8 protein-coding genes are annotated in these 13,381 nt (G+C 44.3%); 3 read left to right on the forward strand and 5 right to left on the reverse strand.

Going from position 1 to position 13,381, the window contains the following annotated elements; translation table 11 throughout:
• Window positions 1–14: 14 nt before the first annotated feature.
• Window positions 15–4,325, reverse strand: a complete 4,311-nt coding sequence (locus BLR32_RS11440) for a DUF6443 domain-containing protein (protein WP_089831698.1) — start codon at window positions 4,323–4,325, stop codon at window positions 15–17.
• A gap of 18 nt (window positions 4,326–4,343) precedes the next feature.
• A complete protein-coding gene (locus BLR32_RS11445; protein WP_143011446.1) occupies window positions 4,344–7,703 on the reverse strand; it encodes an RHS repeat domain-containing protein in 3,360 nt (1,119 codons plus the stop codon).
• 401 nt (window positions 7,704–8,104) lie between these two features.
• On the opposite strand from BLR32_RS11445, the gene BLR32_RS11450 reads away from it, so the two are divergent.
• The 3 genes from BLR32_RS11450 to BLR32_RS11455 all read left to right on the forward strand — a co-directional run bounded on the left by BLR32_RS11450 (window position 8,105) and on the right by BLR32_RS11455 (window position 11,877).
• A complete protein-coding gene (locus tag BLR32_RS11450; protein WP_245705400.1) occupies window positions 8,105–8,935 on the forward strand; it encodes an epoxide hydrolase family protein in 831 nt (276 codons plus the stop codon).
• Window positions 8,889–9,287 (forward strand): hypothetical protein, encoded by a 399-nt coding sequence (locus BLR32_RS34345; protein ID WP_245705401.1) that lies wholly within the window; start codon window positions 8,889–8,891, stop codon window positions 9,285–9,287. Before BLR32_RS11450 ends, BLR32_RS34345 begins: the two co-directional genes overlap by 47 nt.
• A 235-nt stretch (window positions 9,288–9,522) precedes the next feature.
• Window positions 9,523–11,877, forward strand: a complete 2,355-nt coding sequence (locus tag BLR32_RS11455; protein WP_089831702.1) for an ABC transporter permease — start codon at window positions 9,523–9,525, stop codon at window positions 11,875–11,877.
• A 5-nt stretch (window positions 11,878–11,882) separates the two neighbouring features.
• Here the strand turns inward: BLR32_RS11455 and BLR32_RS11460 are convergent, their stop codons facing one another.
• From BLR32_RS11460 to BLR32_RS11470, 3 genes are read right to left on the reverse strand one after another with little or no spacing between them, the layout of a single operon-like run.
• Window positions 11,883–12,329, reverse strand: coding sequence for a LytR/AlgR family response regulator transcription factor (locus BLR32_RS11460; protein WP_089831704.1), 447 nt, complete (start codon window positions 12,327–12,329; stop codon window positions 11,883–11,885).
• A gap of 21 nt (window positions 12,330–12,350) precedes the next feature.
• On the reverse strand, window positions 12,351–12,665 hold the full coding sequence (locus tag BLR32_RS11465; protein WP_089831706.1) for a DUF302 domain-containing protein: 315 nt from the start codon (window positions 12,663–12,665) through the stop codon (window positions 12,351–12,353).
• A complete protein-coding gene (locus BLR32_RS11470) occupies window positions 12,641–13,303 on the reverse strand; it encodes a Crp/Fnr family transcriptional regulator (RefSeq protein ID WP_089831708.1) in 663 nt (220 codons plus the stop codon). Before BLR32_RS11470 ends, BLR32_RS11465 begins: the two co-directional genes overlap by 25 nt.
• Window positions 13,304–13,381 lie beyond the last annotated feature (78 nt).

Below are 13,381 nucleotides of genomic sequence, written 5' to 3' on the forward strand. Positions count from 1 at the left end.
AGCATATTTTATTATTACTTCCTTCTATAAATTACCCCGTCAGATGTTTCGATCCGCTCAAAATCCTTCGAATTAGCTACATTGTTCAGAAGAGTCTGCAAATCACCTAGTACCTTGGTAGAAACCGTCCCTCCATGAGCATCACCAACATCACCTTTATCATACTGTAATTCCCGATTAACACCCTTCAAATGAGAATACTGAGCTATTCGATCCCTTAAGTTATGAACCTGGATTCCTTTCCCACTACTCGTATGCTCAAACTCATCTGCTTCATCCGGTGATAAATATAACACAGTACCTACTGTATGACCTTTGTATTCGCCCCAGGCATTTTCTGATAAATAGGCAGCTATACCAGCAGCAAAGGCCCCGCCCTCGCTGTGAGAAACCAGGTTGAATTTCTCATCGGGACTCATTTTTGAAATCCACTCTTTATAGTGTGCCGCTGCATATTTCCTCCCCAATTCATATCGGTCAGCTCCGCTTTGATCCGCTCCAAATAAAGAAGAACCATCCGCAAATTGTTCATTTTTATTACTCGTCTCATTGAAGAGGGCCTTAGCCCCGGGAATAAAACCTTTGGAAAAATAATTCCAATAATCCTGCCCGGGCTTGGTTGGACCAAAGTTCCATTCAATAGGCTTAGTTCCGAAGGAACCCTGAAAGAAACTATTATAATACCCATTAACAAATATTACAAGTTTCCCATCCGGATCTATTGCGTTAACAGGATTATTCAAAGTATAAGCATAAGGGCTGACGTTCTCATACTTATTAGCAAAAGGATCGATCATATTCCACCTTCCTATCTGCTGATCATAGGCTCTCGCGCCATAGTCATACCACTCCAATCCGCTTCCATCATTAAATTCCTTATTCTGCAGCTCTTTCCCGTTGTACTTCATCCTATTCTCAGAATACCTGGTCCCTTTCAGCACATTATTGCTGATCCCTGCTATCGTCAATCCAAATGGATAGTAATGTGTTTCTTCCAGCAATGGTCCCTGTGCCAGGCCTAACACAACATTATCAAAGAACACGTCCTGTGCGGTCTCATTGCTTGTGTATACATACAGGAAACCTGATTTCCTTATAGGCATTTTGTCAACCGACAGGGTTTGCAGCTCATCCGGCGTTTCTTTCACCTGTCTGACACCACTATTATCTTCCACCAGGTTAAACTGGTCATCAAACAAAGCAAAGTTCAGGTAAGCCTTTGGCCTGTTCGGCTGATTCTGGCCAGGCTCCTTTTCTTTCAGGCGCTGGTAATCACTGCCGGTGAAATTACCAAAAGGCGTTAAACGCTGGCTTTGAGCAGCACCATGTGCACCACTTTGCGGCCCATCTCCGCCGAATGCCTGCAATAACGCCACCACCATATCTTCGGGAGTAACAGACTTGTTATCCTTTGATCCAATAGATTTATAAAATGCCTTCGCTCCTATCTGCACGGTATCTCCTGCCATTACCCTTAATACAATTGATGGTCCTATTTTCTTACCTCCATCTTTCGCATTTAGTTTAGCTACAAAATCATTCTTCTGCGTGGTCTGATCCTGTGGATAGCCTGCAGGTTTAGCAGTACGGGTGTCGTCCAGGTTACTGAACAGGGCATTCTCTGTTGTTGCCTGTGCTGTTTCCATGCTGGCGCTATAAATGCCCAGATCCGATTCGTCCGTAAGGACTGCTCTTATATTACCCAGGTGGTCCTTCATAAAGTAGTCGTATACATATTTCATGGGGTTACTACCATTAAATACTGTACGCATACGGCCTTCTTCATTATTGATGAACTGCAGGGTATCGCTTTTATATACAAAGCCGCCTATATAGTGTGTAACAGTTGTCCTGTTGGGCGTCACGGTCTGGTCCGTTACTGTTTTCCGGAGCTTGTTCCCCCCTGCATCATACAGGAAACTGACTGTACCCTTTCCGGTAACAGTAATAGTCTGTGGCAGGTTAAGATAGTTATAAGTAATAGATCCGATACTCTTATTCAGATCTTTTGTCAGATTACCGTTCACATCATAAGTATAGTCATCACCACTATTGGTACCATTGATGAAATCACCCAGTTTGGCGGAAGCGGTTACACTTGTATCACCTACTGCCAGTAGTTTATTACTGTTATCCTGATAACGGTATATCAGCTGATCTATAATCCTGCTTGTTGTACCCATCATGCCCTTCTGTGCCATAGTAGCAATATTCCCATTAGCGTCATAGGAAATGCCGCTTACTGTGAAATCATTTGCATCCTTTGTCCAGCTGGTGCTACCGGTATTCTGTTGTGAATAGTCTGCTCCCAGCAGCCGGTTTGCCTTGTCATATGTATATCCATATGCCCTTGCGATACCATTCGACTGGCTCTTCCATTTTCCACCAGCAACATTCCCATTGTATTGACCGGCAGTAAAGCCATAATCGTAATTCAGCTCCTCTCCAAACCAGCTGGCAGTACTATTTACCGTGTTCACAAAGCTCTTATTGATCCCTCTTAACGCACCCCGGATATTATACTCATACCCCAGTGTATCTATCTGGCCTGTTGCAGTGATTCCCAGGCGTTTTCTCTTTAGCTGGCCGGCCTCATTATAACTATTCTCGGCAATTATTTTAGCCGCATCCGTATTTACCTGTTTTGTTGTTGTCAGCAAACGCTCTGTAACATCATAGGTAAATTTCGTCAGCACATCCGTTTGTGGGGTAGTACTGCTTTTGGGATTACTATGGTGTAGAAAAGTGCTTAATACTTTTCCGCTAAAATCATATAAGGTGGTAGTAATATCTTCTCCGCCATTAACGTTGTCTGAACGTGTTTGTACCAATCGCTTGTTCTCGTCATAGAAATATGCGGTGGAGAGCCATTGCGATGTTCCTAATATCAGTTTCTTAGACCCCGTCAAAAGGCCTCGCGACATACCGGCGTTTCTTATGGTATCTGCAAAAGGATTACTGCCTGCCTGCGGCTTCGAGGCATAACTATTATCATATGCCTTGGCATTATTGTAAGCATAATCATCATAATAGTTAATTGTTAACGGCTGGTACCCTGTTAAGCCAGTTGGTACTAGAGTAGCCATCACCTTTTCCGGCGTGCTGGCGTTGGGTATGGTATAGCTCAGTTCTGTACTCAGGTTAAGAGAAACGTTCATAGTAGCCTGTAACTGATCCCTTGTCTGATTGGAGGGATAGATAGCCGTCATCACCGGTCTATCCTGCCCATCATAGAAAGTAAGCAGCCATTCACGTGGCGATCTGGCTCGCTGCACGCTATCCTGTGTCATAACAAGGCGTTCGTTATAATCATACACCATATGCACTTCCCCTTGTCCAGGCATCCTTTTGGCTATCATACGACCACGTCCGTCATACTGATACTGATAACATAATTCTGTTGCGACAGCTGTACTGATAGACCAGGCTCCCTTGATCTTATCCACCGCCAAAGGGGGAATAACAAATCTCAGGTTGTCGAAATCATCATACACATAGTAAGTACACAACCAGCCAATATGCCCGGTTCCCGGAGAAGCAGCCTGCTGCACTTTTCTCAGGAGCAAATGGTCTTTTTTGTCCTTGTATTCAATCACCTGGCTCCCATTTTCGTCGGTAGTTATTCTTTTAAATAAATACCCGGCCATATAGGTCGTTGTACTGGTAGGTATAGGGCTGGTCGACGACATACGCCAATCCCGTACAGAATCTGCTACCGTATTGGAAAGCTCCTGTATAGATACTGGCCTGTTACCACCTTCTTTAGCCCAGCTGTTACCGGGTGAGAAATTTCTTAGTTCACGGTTCAGCGGAGATATTTCATACTCCCGTCGCTGATAATACACTTTCTCTCCGCTATACTGGCTGCCCATAAAGGTAGCCTGTTCTCCAAACGCATTCAGTTTAAACTTACCGGTACCGGTGGTAGAAGTGTAAGGAAGGTATTTAATACTTTCCCGTCCCAGTGAATCATATAAAATAGGCGTCACCATATCCATACCAAGGGGGCTGGCGCTTTTCTCTACTGTCTGAATAACGCGACCCAGGCCATCAAAGTACTGTGTGCTTTGTTTTACTTCCTGTGCCGTTCTGGATGTGGATATAATATCTGCATCCAGGCCGATCCTTTTATTAGCCTTCCATGTGCGTATGTAGTTGATCTTTCCTGTGCTGCCATACGCTGCCGGAACGGTATTAACTGACTGCGACACTGCCGGAGGCGCTGTTTGTGTGTTGGGGGTCTGCGCCGACACACCGCCTATGAAGGCTGCAGTCAGCAGCAGAGTAAATGTACCCGCAAGGTTAAACTTTATAGTGGGTTTCATAATTATTTCGGTTAGGGATTATTGTTGAATGGGCGCCTGGTACTGATAATCGTAACGTTTCAGGATATTACCGTACACGTCTTTCTCAGACTTTAAGCGCTGGAATTCGTCATACTCGTAATAGGTGATATCTCCCCTTTCGTCAGTCCTGGATGTCATACCTACCAGCGGATCATACGTATAAGTTTCCAGTTTTCCGCCTACAGGGAATAAGCGTAACTCATCAATCAGACCGGAACCGGATATAGTTAACAGTCCGCTTGCATTGGATACTTCCTGCTCTACCAGCGTCCACCCGCCAATGGTGCGGATATTCCGGGTGCTGATTGTGCCGCTTATGTTCACCGTTGCTCCGGTTTTCTTGTAATACTGGACAATAAAGTGCAGGGATGGATAACCCTGTCTGGTGATATTGCCGGCTGCCAGGTTATAAACATACCTGCCCGTAGGCGTCCAGCTATCTGTTACCGGAGTCCCGCTATATGTCCAATCGCCTTTATCGGTTTCTTCGAAACTGGTGTAGGCAATGTTACTACCACTTGCATAACCTGGCTGAGAATTATCACCTTTAGCGATCAGGTAATTACCATGATATCCCCATCGATAGCTGGTATATTTGATATCCTTATTATATTCAGTCACATTACCATAGGCATCATAATGTAGAAAAGAGCGCTGCTCTATATTAGGATCGACTTCCTCGATTTCTGATCCATCAATACCTATAATGTTATAATAAGTGTAACTGCTGGCCCCTAATGGTTGCGCCGGTAGTTTCATCAACAGCTCACTCAGGGGTTTCACATAATTACCTGGTCCGCTCATGCGTATCACCGTTGCTTTTTTGACATACTCATAGCTAAAGTCGTCTGAGGTAGTATAGGTCTCTAACACTTCTGTTGGCCTTCCGATAATATTATGCTTTACCATATAAGGAGTGGTAGCAGTCGTGCTGGGGTCTGTTCCGCCATCGTACTTCAATACATCATAAGGATAACGATAGTAGGCAACGTTGTGATAGCCCCTGCTATCTGCGTGATCCTCACTCTTTAACTGGTGGGTTTGTTCATTATATGCAAACGTTTTGAAGGTGGCTATCGGGTTCTGACCATTCTGATCGTATGCTACGTTGCTCTCCTGCAGTGGAAGATAGGAATAAGTATAGAACCTGTAGGCGGTTCCTTCTTCCACATATACGCCCAGGTTTTCCGGACAAACCACAAACCGGTCTGCCTTCAGTGACTTGACGTATTCATTGGTTTTATTAACCGCAATATATTGAATCTGCTTGCTGTTGATCAATACATTTGAACTATTATAGGTTTCCACCTTGGTGGTTTTGCCCCTTTCCTCCTCCAGGGATGTAAAGGGCTCATACGCGGTGCGTGTTGGTTGTAAGGTAGTAGTACTTTCGTCAAGATGCCCATTTTCAAAATTCGTAAAATAATAACGGGTATACCCGCCATTATTGTCCTTCTCTACCACTTCACTGTAACCTATATGGCTTCCCTGTGCATTGTTACAGGCCGGTAATACAGATTGTGACGTGAAGATCTTCTTGGAGTACACCACACCTGAAAGACCGGCTGCATTGACCCTGTAATCATCAAAATAATACTTTGTTTGACCTCCCAGTACACCGCTGGATGGCAAAGTATTTACCGCTATGTTATTTTTATATCCGGTAACATAGAAATACTCCTTCTCTGTTTTTTGCTCCGGTTTTGCAGGATCATAACTTTTGATCTTCGCTATCCTCAGACCACCGGCCACCGTATTGGTGTTAAAGGAAGGATCTATTCCCGCCGAGCGTACAAACTGAAGACGTTTGCCATACACATGTGGTTCGTAGGTGAATTCTGTAACACCTCCTGTAGGGTAGATTATCTTATTAAGTACGCCTGTCCGCAGATAAGTAGCATTAGGTTCTCTCAGGTTGTAGTAAGCCTGATAATCAGCACTGTTGACATTAGCCACCTGGTTGTTATAAAATCCCCAGTGGTCGTTTTTATTGGCCAGGTAAGGAGGCAGCGTCTGTGAATTATCATAAGAGAACTGGTAAGGCGCTTTACTACCCAGATCGCGTCCCTGTTCAGTAAGAGAAAGCAGCGTAAGCCTTTCATTCGCGTTATTGTTGTAAGTAAAGTTATATGCCTTTATCATCGTACCAAACTCATTCTCAATACGTACCTGGTCCAGCTTTTTCCATTGCAGGTTATTCAGGCAGCCTGGGTAGGCACTGTCATCAAAGCGTAGGAAAGTCAGAAAGTAACTGAGCTGATTACCTCCATTCACATAACTGGCGTCGTATGCTGATTGAGGGAATTTCAATTCCGTACTTGTGGACCGGGAAAAAGAAATCTTTCCTATAGAGCTCTGGATGGTTTTCAGATAAACGGGGGCCATCAGTTTACCTGTGTATTGCATTGGACTAATACTGGTGCTGCTGCACTTGGGCAGGAATGCGCCGTTGGAAACAGTACTTGTTCCAAGATCGTTATAAATAGAAGTATACAACTGGTTAATATAGCTGTCACGTTCATAGATAAGATCTACCGAATATCCATCTGCATGGATAACCTTTGTCAGATACCAGGCATTGGCGGTCCACTCATCAGGACCCTGCTCAAAGAAACTTGTACTAAACTCAATGGAATTTGTGCTTCCGCCAAAAACATATTGTGTACCGTCTGTATCCGTGATCGTAAAGCCGGAAAATGCTTTAATATATCCTCCGTTAGGCATTGGGGTCATAGGAATTACCTCGAAAGGAGGTAAGAGGAACTGTCCGTTGAAAGTGACTTTTACCGGACGGTCACATTTCACTTTCCATTCACCATCGGCCCCCATGTAAAACTTTCCATTTCCGCCCGGAAAGCTGAAAGAAAACTCATCCGGTTCAGTATCTTTCAGTACACCATCACCACGGGTGATACTCTGCATGAAAGACACCTGGTCCCAGTTGCTGACGTTCAGGACGCCATGGTTAAAGTAATAGCCGGCATTCACATAATAAGGTGATACGTTCGCCTTATTATATTCATCCTGCAGTTCGTTCACTGTACGGTAGATGGCCCCTCCCGCAGAAAGGTTCCATCCCTGGCCCACCCAACCGGGGTGTGCATCAGGTCTGAACCCTGAAGCATGATAACTTAATGTTACAGGGATCTTAATGCCTTTATCCTGTAAAGTGTATAAGGGTATCTCTATCTGTGGCAGTCCTGTAAAATAGGATACGGGAACCTGACCAAACAGTCCCAGGCTGGCAATATTGGGTGTCTGGGCTGTTGCGGGCGGCAATGGAATCTGTGCGTGTGTAGACGTCACCCAATGGGTCATCAAACAAACAAGCAACAATAGCGTGTTAACTCTGATCATAGATTAGGGCTTATTTAAGCATTTAATGATTGTATACTAAGAAACGAGCCGATACCGCAGTGTATCTGCGCACGTTTTCCTACAGTACAGGTTATGATTACTTCGAACTAATGCAGGCATAACAATCCAGAATATAGCATTCCTGTTACGTGGGCATAACAAAGTATATATGCAATGTAAGCGGGTTCAGCATAATTAGTCAATATGAGAACAAAAAGTTAATATGAAAATAACATCAATATCTGCAAATGAACATTGTCAGTGCCCCTCCTGTTATAAACTTCACACTCGAATTTGGCCGCTTCGGGAATGACTTCGTCTGCATGGCCTGTTTCATCATTGCCAATCGCTGCTGACCGGAATAATTTTACACCCGTATTCCAAAACATCAAAAATAAATCATGAAAAAGGTTAGCATATTTAAACTCGCAATAGCAGGAATTGGCCTGTTGATGCAGAGTACTATCAGCAATGCACAAAACAGTACATCATCTGATAAAACATCAGACAAAAGCATCCGCCCCTTCCAGGTGCATATACCGAAAGAAAAACTGGTAGATCTTAAACATAGGATCCAGGCAACACAGTGGCCTGATAAGGAGATCGTCAACGATGCATCACAGGGCGTGCAGCTGGCAACCATGAAAGCACTTGCACAATACTGGGCAACAGATTATGACTGGCGGAAAGTGGAACAAAGACTGAACGCTTTACCACAGTTTGTAACCAACATTGACGGCGTTGACATACATTTCATTCATGTCCGTTCGAAACATAAAAATGCACTGCCTGTTATCATTACGCATGGCTGGCCAGGCTCTATCATTGAACAGTTAAAAGTCATTGGCCCTCTAACTGACCCTACTGCCTATGGCGGAAAGGCTGAAGATGCCTTTGATGTAGTAATACCTTCTATTCCCGGTTACGGCTTCTCAGGCAAACCAACTACCACCGGCTGGGATCCTGTACATATTGCAAAAGCATGGATAGAACTGATGAACCGTCTTGGCTATAAAAAGTATGTTGCACAAGGTGGCGACTGGGGTAATGCCATTTCCGAAATAATGGCGCTGATGGCTCCTCCGGAATTGCTGGCTATTCATACCAATATGGCGGCCACCGTTCCTGCAGAAATCACAAAGGCATTAGCGTCTGGCGGTCCTACACCAGCTGGACTTTCAGTCGATGAAAAGAGAGCCTACCAGCAGCTGGACTTTTTCTATAAGATATGAACTTATTGCACGTGTCTTCAAAGGACAATCAGAAGGCCTTACAAAAGATGATATTCTCGACAACATCACATTATACTGGGTGACAAATACCGGTATCTCTTCTGCCCGTTTGTATTGGGAAACATTCCAGACCGCAAAGGGCGGCTTCTTTGATCCCCGTCATGTTGCCATTCCGGTAGCCGTAAGCGCTTTCCCGGATGAGATCTATGCTGTTCCTAAAAACTGGGCAGAACAGGCATATCCAAAACTCATTCATTATAACAAGCTGAATGTAGGTGGTCACTTTGCCGCATGGGAACAACCTACACTCTTTACGGAAGAACTACGCGCATCGTTTAAGTCAATTCGCTGATTATAAGGTGCTACAAGCCGCGATAAAAAAGGGATGTGACATACGCGCACATCCCTTTTTCATTACCTGTCATTACCTCAGGCCGTTCTGCTCCCGCAGGACTGACCGTTTATGAACACAAGATTGTAACGAAAACGGACAGATAACGGGATAGAAATTCCCTTATACCAATGATTTACAGTATTTTAGCAAGCTGGCATTTTTATAGTTCCTTTCTATCCAAACCGGGATATCTATGCTTAAGAACTACTTCAGGATCGCATACCGCAACCTCTTTAAAAACAAGGTGCATTCCCTGATCAATATAACCGGCTTATCCCTGGGTATGGCCGCTGCCATTTTGCTGTTGTTGAATATTCAATATGGATTAAGCATAGATCAGTTTCATGAGAAGAAAGCCAATATCTACAAAGCTTATACTAAAGGGATCGTAAATGGTAAGCTGTCATGCTGGGAGTTTACTGCCGGCCCCTTAGGACCGGCCCTGAAAAACTATCCGGATGTCAGGAATATGGCAAGAACAATTGTTACCAATAAATTATTGCGTCATGAGGATAAGCTGATACCTGCAGTTGGTAATATCACAGATGCCGCTTTTTTATCCATGTTCAGCTTTCCCCTCATAGCAGGGAACATGCAGACCGCATTAAAACATCCGAACAATATTGTCATCACGCAGCAACTGGCAGTAAAACTTTTCGGCAGCCAGGACCCGGTCAATAAAATTCTCAATACACCTACCGGCGATATTTTTACCGTAACAGGCGTGCTGAAGGACTTGCCTGCAAATACTCAGTTCAAATTCGACTATTTATTGCCCTGGGAATATTTACATAGTAACGGTGCATGGAACAACCAGAACCTGTTTACATATATTGAATTACAGCCGAACGCAAACATTGACGTGGTCAATCAAAAGATTGCGCATGTAGGCCAACAGAACAGTTCATTAACAGTTTCATCATTACCCGGGCAGACGACATTCCTTTATCCGCTGGCAAAAGTCTATCTGGAAAACAGGTTCGAAAATGGCAGGCCTGCCGGAGGAAATATCGACAACCTGAAAATGTTGGGAGGCCTGATGGCGGTCATCCTGTTGATTGCCTGTATTAACTTCATGAACCTGAGCACTGCCAGAAGTGAGAAAAGAGCAAAGGAAGTAGGGATAAGAAAAGTAGTAGGTGCAGCGCGGCGCTCACTGGTGATCCAATTTATCGGCGAGTCTGTCTTAATGGCCTTCCTGGCAGGAATCATTGCACTGGTACTTGTGCAATTGGTCCTTCCCTACTTTAGCGACCTAACCCGCGCACAGCTTAGTATTCCCTGGAAGTCGCCATTGTTCTGGCTCGCTGCATTGGCGTTTATTCTCCTTACCGGCCTGATGGCCGGCAGTTATCCGGCCCTCTATCTTTCTTCTTACAAACCTGTAAAAGTACTGAAAGGTATTTTGCAAAATGGAAATGCGCTTGTTACTCCCCGCAAAATATTGGTAGTTGTTCAATTTACCTTTTCCATTGTCCTGATCAATTTCACTTTCATCTATCACAAACAGATACAACACCAGCTCAACCGGGAAGTAGGTTTTGCGAAGGAAACGCTCGTTTATCATTCACTCACGGCCGATCTACGCCACAACTATACCGCTCTTAAAAATGAACTGATCGGTACCGGCATCGCTTCATCTGTTTCTGAATCCAACGCCAGGGTTACGCAGATCGCGGCTATAGAATCAGGATTGAAATGGGATGGGATGGACCCTAAAATAAATCCGGGTTTCGTGTTAATAATGGAAAACGGCGGCCTTGTCCAGACCAATGGATTATCGCTGGTAGCCGGCAGAGACATTGATATCGAAAATTATCCCGGCGATACCCTTTCCTGTGTAATTAATGCGGCCAGTGCAAAAGTACTGGGTTTTAAAGACCCTGTGGGACAAATTATCCGCGATGAAGATGTTCCCTGGACGATTGTCGGCGTGGTAAAAGATTTCTTAGTAGGCGATCCTGACCAGGCCTCTCAGCCCGTGCTGATAAAAGGAACTGTCAACCCGGGGAATACCATAAACATTCGCATAAGCGGAGGCCAATCCTTCTTTCAAAACATCCAACGGGCTGAGGCTATTTTGAAGAAATACAATCCCGGGTATTTAACCGAATTGCAGTTTGCAGACAGTGACTATGCCGCCAAATTCCAGCATGCCCGGAATATCGCGATGCTCATCAGCACCTTTACCTTTATAGCGATTTTTATTTCATGTATGGGATTGCTGGGCTTAGCCACTTACATGACGGAAAACAGGGTACGGGAAATCGGCATCCGCAAAGTACTGGGCTCCAGCGTAACCGGCATCGTATCACTATTGACCAGGGACTTTGTTCGATTGATCCTGATTGCCATCCTGCTTGCATCTCCTCTCGCCTGGTTCTTCATGCATTCCTTCCTTGAACGTTTCTCCTACAGGACTTCATTAGATGGCTGGGTACTGGCAGTCACCGGAGCTGCGACGCTTTCAATGGCACTTCTTACTATCAGTTTTCAGGTGATGCGGGCTGCATTAATGAATCCGGTGAAGAATCTGAGGACAGAATAAAGGCTCTACCTGTTTTCCAGCCAATCCAGGAATTCTTTTCCTCTCTGCCTTGATACAATCATCTTCCCCGGAAAGAGTAAAGAGGGTATTACCAGCAACTTCCTGGCAAAATAGCGTTCTACCTCCCTGATGGCATCGAAGTTGATCAGGTATTGCCGGTTTAGCCTGAAAAACTGCCGGTCTGATAAAAGCTGCTGTATCTGCTCCAGGGAATAATTGACTGAATACTCCTTTCCGCATACCGTGACCATAAGAGTCCCCTCGAATTTAACGTAGAAAAAGGCTATCCTTTCAGTGGGAACCGTGATGTATTTATTGTGACTGAGCACCAGGAAACTTCTTTTACCTGTACAAGGCACGCGTTTCGGCGCACTATTCATTTCTTCAGACGGCATTGGACGGTAATCATCTTCATTGAATTCCTCCCTGGTTGTTCTTTCCTGATACTTCATTTCTTCTGTTTTTACTACCCATTAGTTATCTGATATTGATTTTCCACGACCTCCGCCATCGGCAGTCTGAATCATTTTAATAAGATTGTTCTCCAGCATAATCGAATCGGAAAGTATCCTTGTATTATTAAACTGTGCACATAAAGAAGACGGCAGATCATATTCGACCATCACCTTTCCATCAGATGTTTCATAAACCAACAGATGAATAGGCATATAGAGCCCAGTTCCTGCATGGTTTTCCACCATCCTGTACATTATGTGCGGATTCCCGATCTGGTATTGCCTGATCTTTCGCCTGTGCCCCTTTTTCACCAGGTCCTCCTGGAATAGCATTCACATTTGTGAATAAATAAGAACGAGAGTATTAATGCTGGGCTTCTGATCCTGCTTAAGGATTGTGGCGCTATACCAAGGTAGGAAGCAACGTAGTAGTTTGAAAACATCTGAAGGAGATGCGGCTCCTCCTTTACCAACTTATTATATCTTTCTGCGGCGGCCATGGTAAGCAGCGTGAATGCTCTGTCATACATCTGCATAAATGCATTTTCGTTCAGTTTGCGCATCCATCTTTCGTAGATAAGAGATTTTTCTATTAAATACTTTACCTGTGCTTTGGTAAACGTTATTGCATTCACTTCACTAAGCGTCTCTATAGTGACGGAAGATGGCTGATTGTTTAAGAAAGCACGATAGTCGACAGCAAACAGGTTTCTGCTATTGCTTGCCTCATTATTAAAGTGGAAGGACCATGTCACCGTTTTGCCTGAAAAATCAGTATAATAAGATCTTGCTGTGCCGGAAACAATAAAATGGACTTTATCAGACGGGCTACCTTCATGGAGAATAATGTGTTTTGGAGGAACGGTAAGCTCGCCGGAATGGGTTGCTACCAAATCCATTGTATCAGGATTGAGGTCCACATACTTCCGCATGTATCTAAAGAAAGGTTCGCAGGTTGCTGGTGTGTTCATCGGCAGGCTGTTGAGTGAAGATATAACACAATCAATATTGCTATACTTTATCTCAAAAAGGAATATCCAGGGAAAAAT

Origin of the sequence: Chitinophaga filiformis, from assembly GCF_900102545.1 — a bacterium.
GTDB classification, from domain to species: Bacteria; Bacteroidota; Bacteroidia; order Chitinophagales; family Chitinophagaceae; genus Chitinophaga; species Chitinophaga filiformis.

Excerpts from the sequence above, each read along its gene's own strand:
- BLR32_RS11450 (WP_245705400.1), top strand. The coding sequence starts at position 8,105 with ATGAAAAAGGTTAGCATATTTAAACTCGCAATAGCAGGAATTGGCCTG.
- BLR32_RS11470 (WP_089831708.1), bottom strand. The coding sequence starts at position 13,303 with ATGAACACACCAGCAACCTGCGAACCTTTCTTTAGATACATGCGGAAG.
- BLR32_RS11455 (WP_089831702.1), top strand. The coding sequence starts at position 9,523 with ATGCTTAAGAACTACTTCAGGATCGCATACCGCAACCTCTTTAAAAAC.
- BLR32_RS11460 (WP_089831704.1), bottom strand. The coding sequence starts at position 12,329 with ATGAAGTATCAGGAAAGAACAACCAGGGAGGAATTCAATGAAGATGAT.
- BLR32_RS11440 (WP_089831698.1), bottom strand. The coding sequence starts at position 4,325 with ATGAAACCCACTATAAAGTTTAACCTTGCGGGTACATTTACTCTGCTG.
- BLR32_RS34345 (WP_245705401.1), top strand. The coding sequence starts at position 8,889 with ATGAAAAGAGAGCCTACCAGCAGCTGGACTTTTTCTATAAGATATGAA.
- BLR32_RS11465 (WP_089831706.1), bottom strand. The coding sequence starts at position 12,665 with ATGCTATTCCAGGAGGACCTGGTGAAAAAGGGGCACAGGCGAAAGATC.
- BLR32_RS11445 (WP_143011446.1), bottom strand. The coding sequence starts at position 7,703 with ATGATCAGAGTTAACACGCTATTGTTGCTTGTTTGTTTGATGACCCAT.